The sequence below is a fragment of the Paenibacillus sp. FSL M7-0802 genome, from assembly GCF_038004945.1.
In the GTDB taxonomy this organism is placed as follows: Bacteria; Bacillota; Bacilli; order Paenibacillales; family Paenibacillaceae; genus Paenibacillus; species Paenibacillus polymyxa_B.
This window is the reverse complement of the sequence record NZ_JBBOSD010000001.1, coordinates 3,604,565-3,629,541: the sequence shown is the minus strand read 5'-3', so window position 1 is coordinate 3,629,541 and position 24,977 is coordinate 3,604,565. Positions and strand designations below refer to the sequence as shown.

The following is a 24,977-nucleotide window of genomic DNA, read 5'->3' as shown; positions in this document are numbered from 1 at the left end:
ACCTCCCCTAAAAATGAAGTGACCGCATGCCCTGGCGCAGGTCCGAAAAAGCTTGCTTTCGGCCTGCGCGTTTACGGGCTTGGACGTTGTTCGCCGTCTTCCTTGGGATGCGCGCCGCTTTCGCTTGACGGCGGAGGCGCGCTTGTAGGATTAGAACGCGAATTCGATCGTATCGACGGCACTCTTTGCGCCTGCCGCCGGTTTATGACATTCAATCCTGCTTAGCTCAAGTTGTGGATTTTCCGCAATTTGAGACAGTACCCGCAGGTAATCCTCGGTCAAGGTGCGGATCATCGCCTCTTTGAACAGCTTGGTGGCGTAGAAGAAGCCCCCGCTCAGCGCCCCGTTGTTTTCATACATAAACAGCGTCAGATCGAACTTCGCTTCTTCCAAATGGTCAAGCTCGTAAGTCTTCAGGCTGACCCCTTCCAGCTCGGCGTCTCGTTCTTCGATATTTTGCAAGTCGAAAACGGCATCGAACAGCGGGAAGCGGCCCGGCTCCCGCTTCACATTCAAGCGCTCCACAAGCTCGTCGAATGGATAATCCTGGTTCTCAAAAGCACCCAAAGCCGTTTCCTTCACTTCTTCCAGGTAGGACAAGAACGTTTTGTCGCCCGACGGACGATTGCGGATCGCCAGCGTATTGACAAACATCCCGATGACCGCTTCCAAATCGGCGTTCGTTCTTCCCGCCACCGGGGTGCCCACGATTAAGTCCTCCTGCCCGCTGTACTTGGACAGCAGCACGGTATAAGCCGCAAGCAGCACCATGAACAGCGTGCTTTCACGCTCGGCTGCCAATTCGCGCAGCCGCGCAGAGAGAGAAGCTTCGACGTCGAACTCCAGATGCGCGCCTTCGTAGCTGCGAGCCGCAGACCGTTCGTAGTCCATCGGCAGGTCCGCCGTCGGCAGCTCGCCTTCGAAGGTTTGCAGCCAGTACGCTTCCTGCCGCCCGATCCGCTCTCGGTGGGCCTTTGACTGCTGCCAAACGACATAATCCTTGTATTGAATGCGCAGTGGCGGCAATTCTCCCCCGGCGTAGAAACTCGAGAACTCATCGATCACAATCGCCATCGATACGCCGTCGGACACCATATGGTGCATGTCGAAAAGGAGAATATGCAGGTTCGGCTCTAGCTCGATGGCCCCGGCGCGCAGCAGCGGCGGCTTGCCGAGATCAAACGGACGAACGAAGCTACGGACGATCTGCTCGATTTGAGCCGCATCCTCTTTATCCGCTTGATGATGCTCGATAGTAAAATCGACCTGCGGGTAAATCCGCTGAACCGCTTCGCCCTTCACGATTTCAAAACCGGTGCGCAGCGATTCATGCCGTGTTATCAATTTCCGCAAGGCGGCTTCCAAGCGGTCTAAATCAAACTCGCCTTCCACCTGCACCAGCTCCGGCATGTTGTAAAGCTGATCCGCTCCATCCAGCGTGTGCTGAATGAACAGCCGTTTCTGGGCGGAGGACAGAGGGTAGTACTCTCTCTCCTCAGCTTGAGGAATGGCCTCATGCTCCCGCCGTTCCATCCGTGCGATCGCCTCGGCCATCGCCGCAATCGTCGAGTGACGGAATACGTCGCGCAGCGGCAGGTTGACGTTTAATTCCTTAAATACCTTGCCCGCCAGCGTTGTCGCTCGCAGGGAGTGGCCGCCGATGTCGAAGAAGTTGTCGTGAACGCCAATCTCCTTCGCAAGCCCCAGCACCTCCTGCCAAATCGCCGCCAGCTTCGTTTCCAGCTCATTGCGCGGTGCGACGTACTCCGTTCCGCTTCCCGCTTCCCCTTCCGGCGCCGGCAGCGCCTTCCGGTTAATCTTTCCGTTCGGCGTCAGAGGCAGGCGCTCCATCTCCACGAAGTACGACGGGATCATGTAGCCCGGCAGCTCCTGCGCCAGCGCGCTGCGCAAATCGTTCACCGCCAGCTCCGCTCCGGTATCCGGCGTGTAATACGCGCATAGCGCCTTCTGCCCGTTCGCGTCACTTCGAACCAGCACCACCGCTTCGCGCACGCCTTCCACCCGCAGCAGCTGCGACTCGATCTCGCCCGTCTCAATCCGGTAGCCCCGGATTTTCGCCTGGTTGTCGATCCGGCCGATGAAGTCCACGTTGCCGTCCTCCATCCACCGCGCCAAGTCTCCTGTGCGGTACAGCCGCTCGCCCGCGGCGAACGGGCTGTCTACGAACTTCTCTTCCGTCAGCTCCGGACGGTTCAAGTACCCGCGCGCCACCCCGACTCCGCCGATGACCAGCTCGCCCAGCACCCCGACCGGCACCGGGTTCAGATACGCGTCCACGATGTAGAATTTCGCATTCAGCCACGCTTTGCCGATCGGCACATGGCCTGTCTGCGGCAGCTTCGTCAGCGGCTCGTCGTAGAAGCTTGAGTCGATCGCCGCTTCCGTCACGCCGTATGCGTTGATGATCCGGAACAACGAGCCGAAGCGTTCCTGCAAGGTCCGGTAATCCGCCACGCTGCAGCTGTCCGAGCTCGTGATCAACAGCTCCACCCGGCTCATGTCCAGTTGCTGCTCGTGCACGTACTCCAGGAACGGCACGATCAGCGCCGGCGTCGATTCGAAGATGGTGACCCGCTCCCGCTCAATCCAGTAGTGCAGACGAGACGGATCGATCCGATCGTCCTTCGGCACAATCACCATCGTGCCTCCGTTGTACAGCGTCCGCGCGATATCTCCCACGAACACGTCAAACGAGAAGCTTGCGAGCTGCAGCAGCCGCACCGGGAACTGGTCCAACCGGTATTCCCGCCGGTAGCCCGCCGCCGTGTTCACCAGGCTGCGGTGCTCGATCATCACGCCCTTCGGCTTGCCCGTCGTTCCCGACGTGTAGATCACGTACGCCAGGTCCTCCGGACGACATTCGTGCAAGTGATCATCCGCTTCCAGCGGCGCATTCGCCCGCTCGTCGCTGTACGACGCTTCGTCGTCGAGGTACAGCACCGCCGCCAGCGCCAGCTCCTCTTCGCCGAGCCAGGCTTCGGCACGCTCTCGCAGCGGCGTTTGCGTCAGCAGCACCTTCGCTCCGCTGTCTTCAAGCATGAACCGCACGCGGTCCGCCGGATAATCCGGGTCGAGCGGCACATACGCACCGCCCGCTTTCCAGACGGCCAGCACGGCCACCAGCAAGTCCACCGAACGCTCGGCGAGAATGCCGACGATCGTCTCCCGGCCGATGCCGCTTGCGCGCAGCGTGCCCGCCAAGCGGTTCGCCCGCTCGTTCAGCTCCGCATACGTAAGCCGGTCGTTCTCGTACACGACGGCCTCCGCTTCCGGCGTGCGCTCCGCCTGTTCCTCGAACAGCCAGTGGAACGCGGCCGCAGGAGCCGCTTCCGGCTGCGCCGGGTTAAACGCGCCGAGAATTTGTTCTTTTTCCTCTGCCGTCAGCAAGTTCAGCTCGGCGATCTTCGCATCCGGACGGCTTACGATCGTTACGAGCAGCTGCTCGTAATGTTTCGCCAGCCGTTCGATCGTCTCCCTTTTGTAGAGAGCCGTCGCATATTCGAAGCTGTAATCCAAGCCGCCGTTCTCCTCGCCCACATCCAAGCTGATATCAAACTTCGCGGTATCCAGTGCGCTCGGATAAGGAATCAGGCGAAGCCCTTCCAGCTCAAATTCCTCGTTCTCCGTATTCTGCATTGTAAACAGCGTGTCGAAGAGCGGATTGCGGCTTAAATCACGGGTGACTTGCACCTTGTCCACCAATTCTTCGAACGGATAGTTTTGATGCTCGAAGGCGTGGAGGGTCGTTTCTTTGACTTCGTTCAGGTATGACAGGAATGTCTTCTCCGAAGCCGGATAACTGCGGATAGCCAGCGTGTTTAAGAAAATCCCGATCAACGGCTGCACATCCCCATGATTCCTTCCGGCAATCGGCGTACCGACGATCACGTCTTCCTGACCTGAATATTTATGCAGAAGGACGTTATACGCCGCAAGCAGCACCATAAACAGCGTTGTGCCCGTTTCCGAGGCCAGCTGCTTCAGGCCGTCGGTTTTCGAAGCGTCGAAGAAAAACTCCAGCGTTTGGCCTTCGTAGCTCTGCACGGCCGGACGCGGATAGTCCGTCGGCATTTCCAGCACCGGAAGCTCGCCTTGGAACATGTCCAGCCAGTACGCCTCCTGACGCTGAAGCCGTTCCTTCTGCTCCTGCGAATGCTGCCAAACGGTGTAGTCTTTGTACTGAACGCGCAGAGGCTCCAATTGCTCGCCGCCGTACAAGCGGACGAATTCTTCAACAAAGATTTCCATCGAGACGCCGTCGGAAATAATATGATGCATGTCGTACATTAGAATATGGCGTTCCGGAGCCAGCTCGATAAGGCCTACCCTCAGCAGCGGAGGCTTCGCCAAGTCAAACGAACGGACGAAACGGCGAACCGTCTCTTCGGCCTCTTGCTCATCCACTCGATAGAACTCCACAGCAAAATTCACGTCATGGTATAACCGCTGCGATGCTTCGCCATCCACCATTTCGAACCCGGTGCGCAGCATTTCATGCCGCGCCACGAGCTTACGGAACGCTTCTTCGAACCTTGTCCGATCCAAAGCACCCTCCAGCAGCATCGCTTCCGGCATGTTGTAGCTAAGCTCCGCGCCTTCCAGTTGATTCAGGATAAAGAGACGTTTTTGAGCAAAAGATTGCGGGTACACCTCCCGGTCATCCGCCACCGGAATGGCAACGAATGTCTGCTCATCCAGCCGGGAAATGGCGGATGCCATGCTCTCGATCATGGAATGGCGGAACACGTCACGCAGCGGCAGATCCACGTTCAACTCTTTATGAATCTTGCTGACCAGCGTCGTCGCCCGCAGGGAGTGGCCGCCGATGTCGAAGAAGTTGTCGTGAATGCCAATCTCCTTCGCAAGCCCCAGCACCTCCTGCCAAATCGCCGCCAGCTTCGTTTCCAGCTCATTGCGCGGTGCGACGTACTCCGTTCCGCTTCCCGCTTCCCCTTCCGGCGCCGGCAGCGCCTTCCGGTCAATCTTTCCGTTCGGCGTCAGAGGCAGGCGCTCCAGCTCCACGAAGTACGACGGGATCATGTAGCCCGGCAGCTCCTGCGCCAGCGCGCTGCGCAAATCGTTCACCGCCAGCTCCGCTCCGGTATCCGGCGTGTAATACGCGCATAGCGCCTTCTGCCCGTTCGCGTCACTTCGAACCAGCACCACCGCTTCGCGCACACCTTCCACCCGCAGCAGCTGCGACTCGATCTCGCCCGTCTCGATCCGGTAGCCCCGGATTTTCGCCTGGTTGTCGATCCGGCCGATGAAGTCCACGTTTCCGTCCTCCATCCACCGCGCCAAGTCTCCCGTGCGGTACAGCCGCTCGCCCGCGGCGAACGGGCTGTCTACGAACTTCTCTTCTGTCAGCTCCGGACGGTTCAAGTACCCGCGCGCCACTCCGACTCCGCCGATGACCAGCTCGCCCAGCACCCCGACCGGCACCGGGTTCAGATGCGCGTCCACGATGTAGAATTTCGCATTCAGCCACGCTTTGCCAATCGGCACATGGCCTGTCTGCGGCAGCTTCGCCAGCTCCTCGTCGTAGAAGCTTGAGTCGATCGCCGCTTCCGTCACGCCGTAAGCGTTGATGATCCGGAACAACGAGCCGAAGCGTTCCTGCAAGGTCCGGTAATCCGCCACGCTGCAGCTGTCCGAGCTCGTGATTAACAGCTCCATCCAGCTCATATCCAGCCGCTGCTCGTGCACGTACTCCAGGAACGGCACGATCAGCGCCGGCGTCGATTCGAAGATGGTGACCCGCTCCCGCTCAATCCAGTAGTGCAGACGAGACGGATCGATCCGATCGTCCTTCGGCACAATCACCATCGTGCCTCCGTTGTACAGCGTCCGCGCGATATCTCCCACGAACACGTCGAACGAGAAGCTTGCCAGCTGCAGCAGCCGCACCGGGAACTGATCCAACCGGTATTCCCGCCGATAGCCCGCCGCCGTGTTCACCAGGCTGCGGTGCTCGATCATCACGCCCTTCGGCTTGCCCGTCGTTCCCGACGTATAGATCACGTACGCCAGGTCCTCCGGACGGGCTTCATGGAAGCTGTCGGTGCCAACATTCTGATGGCTCTCATCGCCGTCGTCCACAGCATCCGTCAGCTTGCCGGAGACCATGCCGGAGACAATCGGCGCATTCGCCCGCTCCTCGCTGTACGACGCTTCGTCGTCCAGGTACAGCACCGCCGCCAGCGCCAGCTCCTCTTCGCCGAGCCAGGCTTCGGCGCGCTCTCGCAGCGGCGTTTGCGTCAGCAGTACCTTCGTTCCGCTGTCTTCAAGCATGAACCGCACGCGGTCCGCCGGATAATCCGGATCGAGCGGCACATACGCCCCGCCCGCTTTCCAGACGGCCAGCACAGCCACCAGCAAGTTCACCGAACGCTCGGCGAGAATGCCGACGATCGTCTCCCGGCCGATGCCGCTTGCGCGCAGCGTGGCCGCCAAGCGGTTCGCCCGCTCGTTCAGCTCCGCATACGTCAGCCGCTCGTTCTCGTACACGACGGCCGCCTCTTCCGGCGTGCGCCCCGCCTGTTCCTCGAACAGCCGGTGGAACGCTGCCACAGGAGCCGCTTCCGGCTGCGCCGGGTTAAACGCGCCGAGAATTTGCTCTTTTTCCTCTGCCGTCAACAAGTTCAGCTCGGCAATCTTCGCATCCGGACAGCTTACGATCGCCGCAAGCAAATGTCCGAAATGAGTCGACAGCCGCCGGATCGTGCTTTCTTTATAAAGAGCCGTTGCGAATTCAAAACTGCACTCCAGGCCGCCGTTTTCTTCCGTAACATCCACACTCAGGTCGAACTTGGCCGTGCCGTATTCGCTAGGGTACGGGGACAATTTCAGCCCTTCCAGCTCAAACTCTTTATCCTCCAAGTTTTGTAGGGAGAACATCGTGTCAAACAGCGGGTTGCGGCTCAAATCCCGGCTGACCTGCACTTTATCAACGAGCTCTTCGAACGGATAATTCTGATGCTCGTAAGCGCCTAAGGTCGTTTCTTTCACTTCTTCCAGATACGACAGGAAGGTCTTCTCCGAAGCCGGATAATTGCGGAGCGCCAGCGTATTGACGAACATTCCGATCAAAGGCTGCGTGTCTCCGTGCGTTCTGCCCGCAATCGACGTTCCGACGATCAAATCGTCCTGACCTGTGTATTTATGCAAAAGCACGGTATATGCCGCAAGCAGCACCATATACAGCGTCGTTCCTCTTTGAGCGGCCAGCTGCTTCAAGCCTTCGTTCGTTGCCTCGTCCACGAAGGACGTCAGCGTTTGTCCCTCAAAGCTCTGCACGGCAGGACGCGGATAGTCCGTCGGCATTTCCAGAACCGGCAGCTCGCCCCGGTAACGGTCCAGCCAGTAAGCTTCCTCGCGTTTCAACTGCACTTTTTGCTCGTCCGACTGCTGCCATACCGCATAGTCCTTGTATTGAATGTGCAAAGGCTCTAATGACTCGCCGCCGTACAGACGAACGAGTTCCTCGACTAACACGTCCATCGAAACCCCGTCGGAGACGATATGGTGCATGTCGAACATCAGCAAATAACGTTCGGCTGCCAGCTCTACGAGCTCCGCCCGCAGCAGCGGAGGCTTCGCCAAGTCGAAAGGCCGGATGAAGTCCTGCACGACTTCAGGCGCTTCTTCCTCGCTCGCATGACGGTACTCGACGGCAAAGTCGACGCTCTCGTAAATGCGCTGTATTGCTTCGCCTTGTACGATCTCAAAGCCGGTTCGCAGTGTTTCGTGCCGTGCGATCAGTCCGCGGAAAGCCTTCTCCAGCAGGCTCCGGTCAATCGATCCTTCCAGCAGCAGCACGCCCGGCATGTTGTAGCTCTGATCGGCCCCTTCCAGCTGATTCAGGATAAACAGCCGCTTCTGAGCTGAGGAAAGCGGATAATATGCTCTTGCGCCTGCCAGCGGAATCGACGAGAACGACTGCTCTCCGATCCGGGAGATGGCAAGAGCCATCTCTTCGATCGTCGAGTAGCGGAATACGTCGCGCAGAGGCAGCTCGACGTTCATTTCCTTCTGAATCTTGCTGACAAGGTTCGTCGCCCGCAAGGAGTGGCCTCCGAGCTCGAAGAAATTGTCCAGGACTCCAATGCCGGAGTAGCCCAGCACTTCCTCCCAGATCTTCACAAGCTCGGACTCCGTCCGGTTACGCGGTGCTACATATTCGACGCCCGTTTGTATGCCGCCTTGCGGCTCCGGCAGCGCTTTGCGGTCCACTTTGCCGTTGGTCGTCAGCGGCATACGCTCCAACTGCACGAAGTACGACGGGATCATGTACCCCGGCATTCCCTGGGCCAGCGAGGTTCTCATTTCGCTGACCGTCAGCATTCGGTCCGCCACAAAGTAGGCGACAAGCGCCTTCTCGCCCCCCCCGTCCTGACGGGCGAGCACCACCGCTTCTTCCACGCCCTCGACGTTCAGCAGCTGCGTCTCGATTTCGTCCAGCTCGATCCGGTACCCGCGGATTTTGACCTGGTGGTCGATCCGGCCCAGGTATTCGATGTTGCCGTCCGGCAGCCAAGCCGCCAAGTCGCCCGAGCGGTACAGTTTCTCCCCCTCCGCAAACGGGGAATCGACGAACTTCTCCGCCGTCAGATCCGGACGGTTCAGGTATCCTCTCGCAAGGCCTTCCCCGGCCACGTACATTTCGCCCACTACGCCGATCGGCACAGGGCGGCGGTTTTCATCCAGGACGTACACCCTCAGCGTCGGGATCGGCTTGCCGATATTGCTCTTCGCCGCCTCCATTTCGACCCATGTGATTTCCTTATATGTCACGTGAACCGTCGTCTCGGTAATGCCGTACATATTGATCAGCTTCGTCTCCGGGTACTTCGTCTTGAAGCCCTTGAGCAGCAGCGGACTCAGCGCTTCGCCCCCGAAGATGACGTTGCGAATCCGCAGATCGTACGGATGGTCCGCCAAGACCTTACGCAGCAGCTGGTAGAAGTACGTTGGCGTCTGGTTCAAAATCGTGACCTGTTCGCGGCCCAGCAGCGCCAGGAAATCGGCCGGATTTTTCGCCGTCAGCGGCGGTACGATGACCAGCTTGCCTCCGTACAGCAGCGCTCCGTACATTTCCCAGACGGAGAAATCGAAGCAGAACGAGTGGAACAGCGTCCACGTGTCGGACGGCCCGAAGTCGAACAGGTTCTTGTCGTTGAACAGGAGGCGCACGACGTTCTTATGCTCGATCAGCGTTCCTTTCGGTCTGCCGGTCGTTCCCGACGTGTAGATGACATAAGCCAGGTTGCCCGGCCCGGAAATCGGCTCCAGGTTCGAAGCGTCCAGCGCATCGGCGGCGTCCGCCCCTCTGTCGCCCCAAACGAAATCGTCCAATTCGAGGCGCGTTCCTGCGAAGTCGGTCTTCTCGTGCAGATGCTTTTGAATCAGCAATAACGGCGCGCCCGAATCCTCGATCATGAAGCGGATGCGCTCCTCCGGGTAGTCGGGATCGACAGGCACGTAGGCTCCGCCCGCTTTGAGAATCGCCAGAATGCCCACAACCATATCGAGCGAGCGTTCGGCCAGAATCGCTACCAGCTGGTCCGCTTCTACTCCCGTCTCCCGCAGCTTCCGCGCAAGGCGGTTGGATCGCTCGTTCAGCTCGCGGTAGGTCAACTGCCCCTCGTTCATGACGGCGGCCACGTTGTCCGGGTAAAGCTCCGCCTGCTCTTCGAACAATTGAACGAGCGTCTTCCCGCGCGGAAATTCCGTGGTGGTGTCGTTAAAACGTCCGAGAAGGTCGGCCTTTTCCGCCTCCGTCACAAGTTCCAGCTCGCCCACTGTAATTTCCGGGTTATCCGTCACCTGCTCCAGCAGATGGACGAGATGCCCCTTGAGCCGCTCGATGCTGTCTTTATCGAACACTTCGGCGTTAAAGTCGAACCGAATTTCGATCTCGGCTCCCGGCACCACGGTCACGTTGAAGTTATAGTTCGTCTGCTCCTCCATCTGAACGTCAGCGATCGTCAGGTCGCCGTGTTGCTGGTCGCCCGCCTGCTCCATCTGCTCGTCCACCGGATAGTTCTCGAAAGCGATGATATGGTTGATCAGGTTCTGCTTTTGCACGCTGCGGGCTTGAATTTCATACAGCGGATAGTAATCATATCGCCCGGACTCCAGCGCACGCTCTTGGAGTTTCGCCATCATATCAGCGAACACGGTGCCCGCTTCGCTCGTGACGCGGACAGGCACCGTATTGATGAACAGCCCGATCATGGACTCGATGCCCGGGATTTCCACCGGTCTTCCAGCCACGACGCTGCCGAATACGGCATCGTTTGTTCCGTTATATTTTTGCAGCATCACGCCCCAAGCGGCTTGCAACAGCGTATTGACCGTAACCAGGCGATCTTTCGCCACCCGATCCATCCGCTCGCTCAACTCCTTGCCCAGCTCGGCTGTGACGTGATCAGCCGTAAATCTGCCGTTCAGCGCCGGTTCCTTTTGTCCCGGGAGTACAGTTTGCCCTTCATAACCTGACAGGAATGCCGTCCAATAGCCGGATGCCGCCTGATCGTCCTGTTTCTCCAACCATTCGATATAGGCGCCATAATCCGATCCCTTATCTCCCGCTGGCTGCTTGCCGGATGCCAAGGTCGAGTACGTCTCAAACAGCTCCTGCGTCAGCTGCGCCAGGCACCAGCCGTCCATCAAAATATGCTGGAAACTCCACAGCACATGATAGCTTTGCTCTTCGGTGCGCAGGATCGTAACCCGAACGAGCGCGTCATGTTCCAGGTCGAAGCCGCGAAGCTTGTCATCCTCGGCCTTTTTATCCAAATACGCTTGTTTCTCGTCCACCTGCAAATGAAGCAGCTCTTCATATTCAAAGCCGACCGGCTTGTCGCGGTATATGATTTGCAGCGGCTCGCCCGCCGGTCCTTTCACAAAATTCGCCCGCAGCACCAGATGACGTTTCGCAAGCTCCATCCAGCTCCTCTCGAAAAGCTGGACGTCGAGCGCTCCCCGCATCGTAAACCGCGTCTGCTCGAAGTAAGCGGCAGTTTGCCGGTCAAGCGCGCTGTGGAACCACATGCCCTTCTGCATCGGCGTAAGCGAGTAAATATTTTCGATTTCCCCGAGATGGCCCGAGCGCTGGGCGATTTGCTCCAATTCCGCGATGGTCAAGCCTTTAAATTGCACGTCGCTCGGCGTCAATTCGGTGTTTTCTTTGCCTGCGCAGTGGGTAATGAGCTCTCGGAGACTTTGCTCAAGCCGCTGAGCGAAGGCTTCCATCGTTTCCTTGCGATACTGCTTCCGGCTGTAGCTGAGATCGAGCGATAAAGTGCCGTCCAGCACCATGCCGTTGATATCCAGCACAAAGCTGCGGGCCTGCCGGTCGCTGGCCGGGCTGCCGCTGGAATAAGAAGATATGCCGATCTCGTCCTGATTGACATCATCGTCGAACTGGCCGAGGTAGTTAAAATTAATTTCCGGCTCTGCGCCCCAAACAAAGCCATCCTCCGATTTGGAGAGATAGCGGCATACGCCGTACCCAAGCCCCTTGTTCGGAATGCGGCGCAAGCTTTCCTTGACCTGTTTAATCTGATAGGCCAAATCCCGGTCGGTTTCTGGCTCCAGGACGACCGGAAACTTGGTCGTAAACCAGCCGACTGTGCGCGTGATGTCGATATCCGTTCCGATCGATTCGCGTCCGTGTCCTTCGAGATTGATCCGCACCCGTTCGTGTCCCGTCCACTTGCGAACGGCTATGCCGAGCGCCGTTACCAAAATATCGTTCATTTCGGTGTTGTAGGCCCGGTGAACCCGCTTCAGCAGCAGCTCCGTTTCTTCGGGAGTCAAACGGACGAACAGCGATTCGCTGTCCTGCTGCGTCGTAACGTCCGCCTCCAGATCCTTCGGCACGGCCGGAACCGCAATTTGTTCCACGGCCTGCCAATAGGCCCGTTCCTTCGCCATCTCCGGGCTTTGCGCGTAAGCGGCTAACTGCTCGGACCAAGTGCGGTACGCATCCGTTTTCGCCGAGAAACGAATTTCCTCGCTTTTGCCGGCCTGCTCGTAACCCAGAGCGAAATCCTCCATCAAAATGCGCCAAGACACGCCGTCCACCACGGCATGATGAACCGCGAGCAGCAAATGATCGCCGTCCGCGCACCGGAACAGTCCCGCCTTCACGAGGGGCCCGTTCTCCAGATCGATGCCCGCTTGAATGTCCGTTGCCTTCGCTTCCACAGCCTGCGCGGTATTCTCCGCATCCTTGAAGTCGAACACGTACAGCGTGAACAGCCCGCCGTCCTGAATCGCGCGGTTCCGCGCGCTAAACCCTTGTTCCGTCTTGCGGAACACCATCCGCAAGGCGTCATGATGCTCGGCCAGCTTTTGCAGCACCTGACGCACCGTCTCTTCGTCGAAGCGTTCCTTCCGGTACAGCATCACCGACTGGTTGAAATGATGCGGGTCCGCAAAGGAGCTCTCGAAAAACCAATGCTGAATCGGCGTCAGCGCCGTTTCACCCGTTATTTCGCCCTGATCAATGGTACGTCCGATCGGTTTCACATGCAGGCTGAGCTGTGAAATAGTCGGATATTTGAACAAATCCCGGATTTCCAGCTTGTACCCGGCTTGATGAAGCCGCGAAGATACTTGAATGGACTTGATCGAGTCTCCGCCCAGCTCGAAGAAATGATCCGTTACCCCAACGCGATCGGCGTTCAATACCGCCTGCCACACATCGGCAAGCGTCCGCTCGGCTTCATTGCGGGGAGCTACGTACGCGCCGCCGGTCAGCGCGTTTCCTTCCGGAGCGGGCAAAGCCTTCCGGTCGATTTTGTCGTTCGGCGTGAGCGGCATCTGCGGAAGCTGAACAAAATGCGCCGGAATCATGTAATTCGGCAATTTTTGCGCCAGCGCGCTTCTTAGCTCGCCGAGCGTAAGCGGGCGCCCCGCGACCAGGTAAGCGCACAGTTCTTGCCCGCTTTTGCCTTCCCGCGCGATTACGATCGTCTCCTGCACGGAGTCGATCTTCAGAAGCTGCTCTTCAATCTCGCCGATCTCGATCCGGAATCCACGGATTTTCACCTGATGGTCGATCCGGCCCAAGTACTCAATATTTCCGTCTGGCAGCCAGCGGGCGAGATCTCCCGTCCGGTAAAGGCGTTCTCCCGGCGCAAACGGATGTTCCACGAACTTCTCTGCCGTCAGCTCCGGATGGTTCAGGTAACCTCTCGCAAGCCCCACGCCTGCCACGCACAGCTCGCCGTCCACTCCCGGAGGCACAAGCTGCAGGTGGGCATCCAAAATAAAAATCCGGTGATTGGCCAGCGGGCGCCCGATCGGAATGACTCTGCCCTCCGGCTGCTCCTCATCCGCATCCCAAAGCGTCGTAACAATCGAAGCTTCGGTAGGGCCGTAAGCATTGAAATAGTGGACCTTGCGTTTCCACTGCTGCACGAATTCGGCCGATACCGCCGAGCCTCCCGTTACGAGCTTCGTTAAGCTGGGAAGGCGGTCCGGGTTCAAATAAGCACTGTACGTCGGAGGCAAAATCGCCGCCGTAATCGCATGCTCGTTCATATAACTCTCGAACAGGCGGTTGTCGAGAATCGTCTCGGCCGTCGGGATGTACAAAGCCGCGCCAAAATAGAGCGCTTTGAACACTTCCCAGCAGGACGCGTCGAACGACAGGCTGGCGAATTGAACGATCCGGTCATGCTCCGTGATGCCCAGCCTGTCCGCGAACATCAGCTTCAAGCTGACCAAACCGCGATGCTCCAGCATGACCCCTTTGGGATTGCCCGTCGTACCTGACGTATAGATGACATAAGCCAGATCGTTCGGACCGCTGGCCGGCTCCAGGTTCGAGCCATCGTCGCTGTAGGCCTGCTCGTCATCCAGCGCCACCACGGTCCCTTCGAACGGCACCTGCTGCAGCAGGTGCCGTTGAGTCAGCAGCAGCTGCGCATTCGAGTTCTCCAGAATGTAGCGGATGCGTTCTTCCGGGTATTCCGGGTCGATCGGCACGTAGGCACCGCCAGCTTTCAGAACCGCCAGAATGCCAACGACCGTCTCCAGCGATCTCCTGACCATCAAGCCTACCAGCTGATTGGGCAGCACGCCGACCGATCGCAACGTCCGCGCCAGCCGGTTCGCCCGTTCGTTCAGCTCCGCGTACGAAAGCCGCCGCCCCTCAAAGACAACCGCCGTCGCTTCGGGCACCCGCTTCGCCTGCTCCTCCACGAGCTGATGAATCGTCCGATCACGGGGATAGTCCTTCTCGGTATCGTTAAAGCTTTGCAGCAATTGAAATTTCTCGTCTTCCGACAGCATGTCCGCCCGCACGATGTCCAGCTCCAACTCGTGAAGCCCCACGGCCAGCAGGCGATTCAGATGGCCGACGACCCGAGTCATAAACTCGGAGTCATATAAGTGCTCGTTATATGACAGCGCTAGCTGTATCGTCCCGTCGGTTAAGCTGAATTCAAAGGAACAATCCGTGACCACATTTTGCCCGATTTCGTCCAGATGCAGCTCCTTAAGGGATACTAGCGTATGGATGACGGGTATACCGTCTGCATATTGCAGGTCCAGCTTCTCCGTCATTTTCAAGAACGGAATATGTTGATGCTGAATCGCTTCCGGCAAGGAAGTCCTCAGCTCGCTCAGAAGCGTTTTAAAAGTCGCACCCGCCGAAAGCGAGTTTTTCAAAATGACCGTATGATTAACGGATCGACGCGTCTCCGTCGGTTTCCGTACAACCGGCATGCCGACCAGAATGTCAGAAGCGCCTGTGTATTTATGCAAGAGTGACTGAACACCGGCGAGCAAAATCATAAAAGCGGCCAGCGGAGCGCCCTTGCTCATTTGAAGGACGCGCTGCGCCGCTTTTTCCGAAAGCGAACCGCCCACGGTTTTCATAATGGGCGCCAGGGAGCTTGGAGCTTTGCTGTAAGGCAGCGGCGTCAAGGTATAATCGTCGCTACCGAATTTTTCGTTCCAAAACAACGTTTCTTTTTCAAAAGCCATCTGGATCGTTCCCCTCTCTTCATCGGTAAAAGCAATCCGGCGGAGCATATGCCGCAGCAACGCTTCAGCCTCGCTCCCCGCCTTTTCAAACATGTGACAACAATGTCAATGGCTTTCGCCAGGTCACCGCTTCGCTTGCCCGTTTGATCGCATGCGGCAATCCTCTGCCTAGCAGCTGTCCCGCTCGGCTCCCATGCGTGAAAGACAACAAAGAGCATCGTTCTACGCAAGAGATGCAGCTGCTTCCGGCTCCTCTGCTTCAATATGCTTGCTGCGGACGAGCCGCCCGAAGACGGGCTTTGGTTTAACATTGGGTTCGGAATTAGATTTGGGGGTGGACAAGGGATGTTCCACCCATCGATGTTAGGCTTGCTGTAGGGTTCCGGCCGGCCAGCAGGAAGTCGACCGTACCTCCGGATTCGGCACCGGAGCTGCCTTTGTCGAAGCCTATGTTTAAGGGATATTGATACACTCTATGTACGATTTTAGTATTCCCCCGCCTGGTGTGGATAAGTAAAGATCTGGCTGCGGGGTAGTGAGCTTTTCCTGACGATTAGATGTGACAATGGTGCTGCATGAGGCTCAAAGAATGCTCCGTATGGCATAAACGGGACAGCCCTTGGATCGGCGGTGAATTCCATGCTGCCTGACGGTACCGCAGGCAGCATGGGGAGAAAATCTTCCAATGGGATGAAAACGTTATCTTAACATCAGGGCCGCACGACCCCCAGAAGGCACTTCCGTGCCTCTTGCCGGGGCGTCCACCTGCTTTCGTTACCAGCAAATCCTGGGTCTCCTGAGAGATCACCTGCTGCATACTGGACTTGATAATGTCGCAGCCGGCGGCCAGATGCTCCATCGAGACGGTCAGCGGAGGCATGATCTTCAGCACGCAGTCTCCTCTGCCGGCTCTTTCAATGATGAGCCCGTTCTCGAAGCTGATCTCCGTCATCCGCTTCGCCTCGGCTTCATCCTTTCTGAACCTTCTGAAGTCATGGAGCAACATATTCTCGGCAGTCATTTTCCACAATTGTCGGTCCCCGCATGCCAGCTTGCTGGGTAGCCAGTGGACTGGTCTCTCGCACACAGCTTGGATAGGTATAAAAACCATCCAATTCTATTTTCTATCATAATTGGAAAGGTAACCTAGGTAAAATTATATCAAAATTCCGAAGAATGTATAGTAAAACTTTAGTTAAATTTGGTCAAGGTGTTAATATTTTGCCTAAAAATAGCGAATGGAGAAGAAACGCTGGGAATGGTTTTCCATCAATCGAGGAATTCGACGTGTGTCGACATTCAGGCGGGGTGCCGGCCGATTTGGGAGATCTTCCCTGTATACATTCTCTGCCGGTGCTCCGAATCCTTGCGCTTTGCGATAACTTAACATGATTACCTGACGAATTTCTGGAAGCCTGGCTGGAAACGTGACTGGATGTCAGCTGGATATTCTGCTGGAAAATCCGTTGGATACTCGGTTGGAACTGCCCGGCTGGAAGCTGGCCGTAGCGTCCGCCCGGATGGCAGCCGGCATAGTTTTGTATCCCGCCGTCTTCACTGCGCCTCTGCTAGAGTAAAGGGCAGATAAATTCTGCCCCTCCTCATCAAACCGTACGTGAGGTTTTCCCTCATACGCTTCTTGGCATACCATTTTGTGAGTCGCTGAAGGATGTACCAGTCACGTTTAGCCATCTTCCTTTGGCTGTAGGTCGTAACGTAGTAGTTACGCCAACCCTGTATTTTCGGGTTTAAGTATTCCAAATGTTCTTGGAATGATTTGTGACGCATATTCGCAGGGGCTAGTCGTTCCTTCACGACTTCCCTAATTCGCTCCTTTGCCTTACGGCACAGCCATTGTTGGGTCGTATAATATACTTGGCTTTCGGAAGTTTCGGCCTTCGTCTTTCGGTGAAGCATGCCTAGGAAGTCGAAGCCTTCTTCTCCTGTCCATAGTCCGACGATTCGCGTTTTTGTCGGGTGTAACGTTAACTCCAGACGTTCCATTATCGTTCGAATGATCTCGTATGCCCGATCCGCATCCTTCTTGGGGATATATTGGCGCTTTACGGGTTTCCCATACCCTGGCCTTTACCTTGTTTTATCCATTTTTCTATCGTGGTGGGAATCGGATATGCTTGAGCCATAATGCCCCTCCATTCACCTCGTAGTTTCTTAATGCAAAAAAAGCCCCATTGTAAAAACAAGGTGCCTGACTTTAAGATGTGTGATATATAATTTTTCAAGAGAGATTTCAGTACTAGGCTAGCTTCTTAATAAACTAACTTTCGACAAAAAAGCGTAAATTATAAAGGATGTATATTTAGTGAGATTATACCATGAATTGTGCTTTAAGGAATAAAAAAATAGGTCTTACCATCATAAATATCTTGGTTATCGAGGTTGATATACAATCGCTCAGCACGTAATTTTCACATCTTTGGTCTCCGTCGGATTATCTTAGGTTGCTTTCTTTTATTCTCCAATCCCTTTGAAAAATAACACTGCTACAGATAGTGTCGTCTTAGAGGAATCTTAAATTGGGTTGCTTTTTATGAAAAAATTTATGCATCCATTCGTCTTTCTCCAGCTTGGTCAGTATATATTTAGTCGTTATATTTTTTAACTGACGAAACCGATTAATCTCAGATTTTTTAAAGAAACCTTTTGCAGCATACTCCATCAATAACTCGTAATTAATACGCCCAGCACAAACTAAAGAATCCTCACTTAATTGATCAAGTGCATCTTTGACATTAAGCTGCGGACTTGGGATCACTACATTCAAGCTTCCAAAAGGAAGCTCTATTCTTTGAATTTCCTCTTTGACTACCCCGACTCATGGCTTCGCATGAGCTGTAGAAGGATATACGAGTGTACGCATATACTCCAAGGAGCACTAATATTCAAACCAGGACTCGTAACGAACATCTTATAGACGTCGGTGTGCCCATGGCATCAATTACATCTTGGATGGAAGATCCTATCGTAAATGGAGCGGCCCCCTTCTTCTTTAAGCCAATAGATACTTTCAAATTATGGTTGATATTACTCCACCCAATGATATGATCATTAGAGTCCAATTCCACATTTGATTCCCATAAGTCCATGAGTTTCCGATGATCGATGTCGAAGTTCCCATAACATCAATCACTTTTTGTTTCGGAGACCCTATAGTAAAAAATTAGGACTTTCTTCTTCCAGATTTATATGGATAGCCGTGTGTCCATCTCAATTGGATGGATCATATGTCTAATGTGAACTTAAAACATAACTACTGAAGGCTTTGCAATAATGAGTCCCCTTCACGGCTCCGCGAAAGTTCATTTATCTCTATACCGCTTTAACTTCAAATCAACAATTCCCTCTATTTCCTGTTTATCGCCCAGGTCTAACTTTCGAAATCCTGAGATTAATTTTGATTCAAGATCATCTAACTTAACTTGAAATAATCCACTATAAAAAGTTGCCGCCTCATCAAGTAATAACCAATCTAAATCAATATCGAAATTTAGTTTAAGGGCAATTACGGTTTCTAAGGATGGTTTGTACTTATCTTTTTCCAATTCACTTAATGTACCCTGAGAAATACCAATAGTAGATGAAAAGTCAGTTTGATTAAGCTTATTTAATTTTCTTATACTCTTTATCTTTTCACCCAAAGTCTTCATTGCTCCACCTACCATCCATAAAAATGAAATACATACTTAATTTATAATAGTTATATATATTATATATTCATTTGTATTTTAGATAAAAAAACATTTTTTTCATCGCGACAATAAGCTCTTGATTTCTCATACTGTTTTCAACAGAAACTTGGATTTCTCCTGCTTCAATTACTTAAGATACCAATTACAGGAAAGGGTTCAAAGCCCTTTGATTTGTCATGCAACTATACTCGCTCTGATTGAGCCAAAGCAGTCGCCTCCTGAATTTAATAAAAAAAGCCCGATGATACTTGCTCATCGGACTTTTGTTAAATACTTACTAAGAAGAGATATTATTGTTATTTTTCATTAATATTTAGTACACAACTTTATTGTCCGAAGACAAATTAGTGTCTATATACAATAAAGTTGAGTTCTGAATAGTGTTGATAAATCAACGTTTTTCGTTATTTCATAATAATAATAAATACAATAAAGTTGAGTTCTCAAATCATATTTAAAGCTTCTCCTTCAATTAAAAAGTCATTTTATAATTATCCGTTATTACTTAGCCCCTCATCGGATTTTAATTTCAAAAAGTTGGCCACTGAATCAGAGAAATAAATCATATAAATAATGTAGATAAGGGGATTAATCAACGCCTCTTTTCCCCAGAGCGAAGGAAGCACAATATCCTGATCTGACAGCCCAATTTGCGACAACATTTCTTCGCCAAAGCGACTGAGAAATTTTGAATACATTGTTGTTGTATAAAAAGAATGGGTTTGTTCAACTTTATCTCTATTTAAAAAATAAAACATGTTCTTTCGGATTTTAGTAAAGCGAATGGCTCTTTGCATGTGAAGCAGGAGCCAGTTATTGTGGGCAATGGTAAACAAGTCGTTATTAATATTTGAATGAGTACAATGAAGGAATTGAAAAAACTCGCGCAAATGTTCAATCCTGGTACGTTAAACGTAGCAAGAGGGATGACATAGCTTGGAGACAATTTGTGATTTAACAGCCCCCACATATAGCTTGATTGCGCGCATAAAAACAACCTTCTCCCCACTTTTCAGGTGCCTTGTTCAAGCGCATATCTTGTAAGCTGGACACGATTTTGAAGATGCAACTTTTGCAATATAATTTTCAAATGGTTTTTAACCATAGTATAACGAGGTTCCATTTATTTGAATGCAGGCATTCAATGATACTCTTCTCTTATACTTAACCTTGCATAATACTATCAGGAAGAGTATCTCGCTTGATATGAGGATCGTAATTGGCGACCACAAGAATATCCATATGCCGCGCAGTGCTCAGTAACTTTTGGATAATTGTTCCTTCTCGTAAACGTTTCCATATGGGGCTGTCACTCTGACCAATAATGAGTTGGGTAGTATGATATTCATTAGCTCTGGCAAGAAGAACATCTGCAAGCTTATCAGAATGCCCAAGTGGCACAACTTCAAAATGCCCGCCTAGACGCACTACCAGGCTTTCGAGTTTCTCTTTTTTCATCAATTCCTCTTCATTCATCGTATCCGTTGGGTGTACATATGTGACAATCCATTGTGCCTTTAGTCGGAATGCAATTCTAAATCCCCGCCGGATTAACCTTTCTGCATTGGAACTCAGCTTGACGCATACGAAAATGACCTCCCGCTTATTCCAGGGTCCACGTAAGGAACTTTTGCGCTCCCATGCTTCCAGACGTTCATCCACATCGTCCGCAATTTCCCGAAGCGCCAGCTCCCTTAAAGCAATTAATTTTCCAATTTAAAAAAAGTTCCCCAGAGTCTGATCTATCTTCTCCCGGGCATATATCTTTCCTTCCTTCATACGGGCTTGTAGAGCCTGCGTGCCACATCGATCAGCTCGACCTCGTCAGCAAGGCGAAGAATGGAACCCGGGACGGTTTCCCTGACACGCACCCCTGTAATTTGCTCCACTGCATCATTTAAGCTCTCTAAATGCTGAACGTTAACGGTAGAAATGACAGAAATCCCAGCATTCAAAATTTCCAATACATCTTCATATCGCTTTTTGTTTTTGCTACTGGGAACGTTGGTGTGAGCCAACTCGTCGACAAGTACCAGTTCAGGATTCCGCCGGATGATTGCCCCAGTATCCATTTCTACAAGTTCTGTGCCTGAATATTTGATTTTTGTGCGCTCGATTAATGGCAGTTCTGCAACCTGCTGGATGGTTTCTTTTCGCCCATGCGTTTCCAGCAAACCAATTACAACATCAATGCCCTTTTTAAGAAGATGATTGCCCTCTTGCAGCATAGTGTAGGTTTTGCCAACTCCAGGAGCCGCACCAATAAAGACCTTGAATCTTCCCCTTTTGATTCGTCCAATTTTCTCATCCACTTCCCGTGAATTTAAGCGGTGATATAACGGGTTTTTCTTCCGATTGGTCATTTTGGCTGGCAGAATCCGCTCTCCATGGTGCTCCGCCCGATCAGCAACGATAAAGATATCCATATTTTTGGATTTTTTTAGAATGTCATTGATGACGGAGCCTTGTCAGAAATAATGTCCCGGTTGCAGTATAACGAGCTTTCGAGCATCTTGGTGCATCTTCTTTCAATTGTTCTAGAGTTAAAGCTGCGCAAGCAGTCTTCGGCATATTTAAATAAATCAACAAAGCTTATGACTGAGACAAAATTCCTTTTACAAACAATGAGACACTGTGCTTGTAGAACTCTTCCTCGGTGACGAGTTGGGACTGATATTGCCGGTGAATCAGCTCGCTCATCTGAAATCCGTAGCACATCGAGAGAAAAGACATGGCGGCAAGACGCTCATCCTGTCTGGCTATAACTTTTTTCTTCTGCAAGCGTTCAAAATATTCAACCAGCAAGGAGTGCAGCTTCACCGGCGGATCGGCCAGCACTCTGTCCAATTCGGGAAGCATTCCTTTGTCGCGGATGCCAATCAAAATGATGTCCGCATTTTTATGGAAAAACAAACGGTACTGCTGGCTTACATTCAGCAGATCGACTTCCGGATTATCGGTCGCGTCCTCTTTTAACAGCTTCTCAAATTGCGGGATATCCGAATGTCTTTCAATGATGGCTTCCAATATGCCTTTCTTGCTTCCAAATTGCCGGAAAATCGTAGATTCATTGACTTTAGCTTCCGTTGCAATGGCTTTGGTGCTTACTCCCCGATAGCCCTTCTTTTTGATGAGCCGTGTCGCGGCTTCAATGATTCTGTCTGAAGTTTGCATTGTATTTCTCCTTTTGCATATGTTAAACCTATTCTACTACAAGTTTTGCATGTGCAGCAGGGTCGGGGATCATCATTTTCATAAACGTTTATTTAAGGCAAATCGCTTCTTTTTTCCCAGCGGCTTGGTTCCGTAATCTTGACATGATCAGGCACCAATTGCGTGAGCGTGCCTAATTTATCAAATGTAATCTGGATTCGGTCAGAGGGCAACAGCCATTGTTCGGTCTCGATTGCGCAGCAATCCGGTATCGTCCCCATTCCTATAATCGTGCCCGGGAGCGGCGTGAAAACTTTGAGAACCTCCTCCATCACTTTTGCAGGATGTGCAGAATACTCGGATGTGCTTCCCTTCCAGTGCAGTCTCTCCCCGATGCGTACATCCACATCCAGTACCAGCGGGTTGTCGATTTCATCCGGCGTAACCAGAAATGGTCCTATTCCTTTGCTGCGATCAAAATCTTTGCAGCGCGTCGGTCCGGTCAGCGCCTGGAAATCCGGCCACTGCACATCGCGGACAGTACTGTCGTTAAAAATAACATAACCTGCAATGCAGTTCCCCTTCCCTGTAACAAAGGCCAGCTCCGGCTCGATATCCAGGTAGGAAGTGTACGAAGGCCAATGAATCGTATCCCCATCGCCAATTAATGCATTATGGTTACACTTGTAATAACTGAAAGTTACTTTATTCGGATCTTTCTGGAATTTTTCGGTAATATTTCGTTTAAGCTCTTCTCTTTCCGACCCTGTATATTCTCTTTGCAGCAGATTTGCGCCAGCATTTCTCAGATGTCTTGGCGTCAGCCCAAAATCGATAAGCGCAGCCGGATTCGGAACCGGCGGCAGCAGTTTTACCGCTGCAATCGGGCAGATTTCATGTTCATTGAATTGATGCGACTGTTCGACAGCATATTGCATCAATTCCTTAGCGGCATCATAACTTGCCGGCAAATAATGAAGATAGCTGTCCATACATTCAAGACTGTCAACGAATGTTCCCTGCTTTTTCATGATTGCGGCAAAAGACACGACAAATTTCTCGTTAATTACAAGCCCAAACAAAGGTTCCTGGGATGTCTTGGTTTGAAAGGTTACTAGCTTCATGTTGCAGCGCCTCCATCCATGTAGTGTGATGTTGTTCTGTTACTATCATATAGCACAGAGAAAATGCATGCAAGTACATGCTTGCATTTCTGTTTTCCATTCTCTATAATAAAGACATAGTCAGTATGCCTTACCCCAAAAACATATACGCAAAGGAGAATTTTCATGAAGTATGGACATATTATCCAAAAACCTCGTGTTAAATTTTTTGAAGTTGCAGATGGCGTCTTTGCCGGTATTTCGCCGTATCGCGGCATCAGTTGGGCCAATGCCGGGTTCATCAACAAGGGTGAAGGGCTGGTGTATGACACGTTCTTCGATTTGTTCCATGCGCGGGAAATGCGGGAGGCTTTTATGGAAGTAAGCAACGGCGGCTCTCCCGCATATGTGGTGAACTCGCACTATAACAGCGACCATGCCTGGGGAAACAAAGTGTTTGAAGATGCTTGCATTATTATGCACAAGGAAGCGTCCAGAGAGCGTCTCACCGAAAATATCGCCTGGATGGACAGCGTCATTAGAAGAGGAAAGGATTCTCCGGAATCGACTTCGGGCGAGCGGTTTTTTGCAGCGGAATTTGAAGGATTCGACCTGGAAGGCGTAGATTGGGTGCTCCCGAATATTGAGATAAAGGACGATATCAACATCCGTCTTGGAGATACGGAAGTTATGATTTACAACGTAGCTCCGGCCCACTCTGACAGTGACTTACTGCTGTGGATGCCAAAAGAAAAAGTGCTGTTCGCCGGCGATGTCGTGTTTAACGGTTGTACGGCATACAGCGAAGAGGGAACCCTCAATTGGGTTAAAGTGCTTGATCGCATTATTGATGAAATTAAACCCGAAATCGTTGTTCCAGGACATGGCGCCATCTGTGGCCTGGACTTCGTGAAGGAGCAGAGAGACTACCTCCTGAATCTGATCAGCGAGTTCAACAAGCATTACAATGGCGAAATTGATTCCTTGTCCCTGACCAAGCAAATTGATATTTCCCGCTTTCTTCATTGGATTCAGCCAGAACGCTTGTATGTTACAGTGGATATCCTATTGAAAAGCAAACGAGGGTTACCACCCCTTCCAATTTGGAACGAGGTGCCTGCTAAGCTGGAAGACATGAAAGCTTTTTTGGCCGGAAAATATGGTAATCAAATCAAGCCATGGGACCCTATGAGTGTTTGGCAAGAATAGCAATTTGAAGCTAGCCTACGAAAAACAAAAAACGGCCCTGTCGCAAACGATGCGAACAGCGGCCGTTCTTTCGAATTGTTCCACGGAAATAAAATCGGCGCTTAGAACCGATTATGAAAAAAATGGAGATGGACTTATGACTTACTAGTAGAACTCTTCTAAAACGATATAACCAAAATTTGATGTTAAGTGTATTTCTCTTCTTTAAAGGGATTCCAAGACTTTTGGCGGTAGCCACCATCACTAACCTGCCCGTTAGCTTAATGACGAATCGTCAGTCTAAGACTTTATTTTCTCAATCTATATCTTTATTTTCTTAGTCTAGAACTTTGTTTTACGGTCTAATACTTTATTTTCTTTTAACATTTTTAAGGCATCTTAATAAGAAGCTTCCGGGAAAGATTAGTACCGAACAATCTTCAGCTTTATAAAATCAATAATTTCATCTCTATCTTCTTTAGTAAGTTCTCGAAACAAAGAAATAAGTTCTAGTTCCTAGGCTTCAATAGCTAAATTAAAAATAGGGTTCTTTGATACAGGCGTATCTCCAAAGATTAACCACTCTATATGGGAATTGAAGTTTTCTTTAATTGCTATAATTATATCAAGAGAGGGTCTATATTTATCTTGCTCTAGTTCACTCAACGTTCCTTGAGAAATTCCAATTGTATTTGCAAACTTTATTTGATTTAAGTTGTTTGTTTTTCTAATAGTTCGAATTCGTTGGCCTATTGTAGACATAATTGCCCTCCTAAGCTAAAAAGATCCCGATATAATA

At 52.1% G+C, this 24,977-nt stretch carries 10 protein-coding genes and 3 pseudogenes; 2 read left to right on the top strand and 11 right to left on the bottom strand.

Translation table 11 applies throughout. The features are described from left to right. Positions 1-150: 150 nt before the first annotated feature. Entirely contained in the window at positions 151-15,117 is a 14,967-nt protein-coding gene (locus tag MHB54_RS16760) for an amino acid adenylation domain-containing protein (protein WP_340981721.1), read from the bottom strand. Between the two features lie 679 nt (positions 15,118-15,796). Next, a pseudogene (locus MHB54_RS16755) lies at positions 15,797-15,997 on the bottom strand (diaminobutyrate--2-oxoglutarate transaminase); the annotation flags it as partial. Between the two features lie 454 nt (positions 15,998-16,451). Here MHB54_RS16755 and MHB54_RS16750 point away from each other — a divergent pair. Beyond that, entirely contained in the window at positions 16,452-16,601 is a 150-nt protein-coding gene (locus MHB54_RS16750) for a hypothetical protein (protein ID WP_023990470.1), read from the top strand. Here MHB54_RS16750 and MHB54_RS16745 read toward each other — a convergent pair. The 8 genes and pseudogenes from MHB54_RS16745 to MHB54_RS16710 all read right to left on the bottom strand — a co-directional run bounded on the left by MHB54_RS16745 (position 16,579) and on the right by MHB54_RS16710 (position 23,011). Further along, on the bottom strand, positions 16,579-17,028 hold the full coding sequence (locus MHB54_RS16745) for a group II intron maturase-specific domain-containing protein (protein ID WP_023990471.1): 450 nt from the start codon (positions 17,026-17,028) through the stop codon (positions 16,579-16,581). The genes MHB54_RS16750 and MHB54_RS16745 overlap by 23 nt on opposite strands. 517 nt (positions 17,029-17,545) lie before the next feature. Continuing rightward, positions 17,546-17,800, bottom strand: coding sequence for a hypothetical protein (locus MHB54_RS16740; protein ID WP_068939597.1), 255 nt, complete (start codon positions 17,798-17,800; stop codon positions 17,546-17,548). A gap of 544 nt (positions 17,801-18,344) precedes the next feature. After that, positions 18,345-18,692 (bottom strand): helix-turn-helix transcriptional regulator, encoded by a 348-nt coding sequence (locus MHB54_RS16735; protein WP_023990474.1) that lies wholly within the window; start codon positions 18,690-18,692, stop codon positions 18,345-18,347. Between the two features lie 533 nt (positions 18,693-19,225). After that, entirely contained in the window at positions 19,226-19,624 is a 399-nt protein-coding gene (locus tag MHB54_RS16730) for a hypothetical protein (RefSeq protein ID WP_028542640.1), read from the bottom strand. A gap of 122 nt (positions 19,625-19,746) precedes the next feature. Further along, positions 19,747-19,836, bottom strand: a pseudogene (locus MHB54_RS16725) (DNA-binding response regulator); the annotation flags it as partial. A gap of 62 nt (positions 19,837-19,898) precedes the next feature. Next, a pseudogene (locus MHB54_RS16720) lies at positions 19,899-21,202 on the bottom strand (histidine kinase); the annotation flags it as partial. A gap of 124 nt (positions 21,203-21,326) precedes the next feature. Further along, on the bottom strand, positions 21,327-21,908 hold the full coding sequence (locus tag MHB54_RS16715; protein WP_053326174.1) for a TetR/AcrR family transcriptional regulator: 582 nt from the start codon (positions 21,906-21,908) through the stop codon (positions 21,327-21,329). Positions 21,909-22,000: 92 nt separating this feature from the next. Beyond that, entirely contained in the window at positions 22,001-23,011 is a 1,011-nt protein-coding gene (locus MHB54_RS16710) for a fumarylacetoacetate hydrolase family protein (protein WP_071558190.1), read from the bottom strand. 165 nt (positions 23,012-23,176) lie between these two features. Between MHB54_RS16710 and MHB54_RS16705 the strand changes: the two genes are divergently transcribed. Then, complete coding sequence (locus tag MHB54_RS16705) at positions 23,177-24,199, top strand: MBL fold metallo-hydrolase (protein WP_068939586.1); 1,023 nt, start codon at positions 23,177-23,179, stop codon at positions 24,197-24,199. Between the two features lie 495 nt (positions 24,200-24,694). On the opposite strand, the gene MHB54_RS16700 is transcribed toward MHB54_RS16705, so the two are convergent. Continuing rightward, on the bottom strand, positions 24,695-24,940 hold the full coding sequence (locus MHB54_RS16700; RefSeq protein WP_053326177.1) for a helix-turn-helix domain-containing protein: 246 nt from the start codon (positions 24,938-24,940) through the stop codon (positions 24,695-24,697). Positions 24,941-24,977: the final 37 nt, after the last annotated feature.

Bases quoted from the DNA above. Each gene is read 5' to 3' on its own strand.
- MHB54_RS16715 (WP_053326174.1), bottom strand. From the start codon at position 21,908: ATGCAAACTTCAGACAGAATCATTGAAGCCGCGACACGGCTCATCAAA.
- MHB54_RS16735 (WP_023990474.1), bottom strand. From the start codon at position 18,692: ATGAAGACTTTGGGTGAAAAGATAAAGAGTATAAGAAAATTAAATAAG.
- MHB54_RS16710 (WP_071558190.1), bottom strand. From the start codon at position 23,011: ATGAAGCTAGTAACCTTTCAAACCAAGACATCCCAGGAACCTTTGTTT.
- MHB54_RS16700 (WP_053326177.1), bottom strand. From the start codon at position 24,940: ATGTCTACAATAGGCCAACGAATTCGAACTATTAGAAAAACAAACAAC.
- MHB54_RS16705 (WP_068939586.1), top strand. From the start codon at position 23,177: ATGAAGTATGGACATATTATCCAAAAACCTCGTGTTAAATTTTTTGAA.
- MHB54_RS16745 (WP_023990471.1), bottom strand. From the start codon at position 17,028: ATGGAACGTCTGGAGTTAACGTTACACCCGACAAAAACGCGAATCGTC.
- MHB54_RS16760 (WP_340981721.1), bottom strand. From the start codon at position 15,117: ATGTTTGAAAAGGCGGGGAGCGAGGCTGAAGCGTTGCTGCGGCATATG.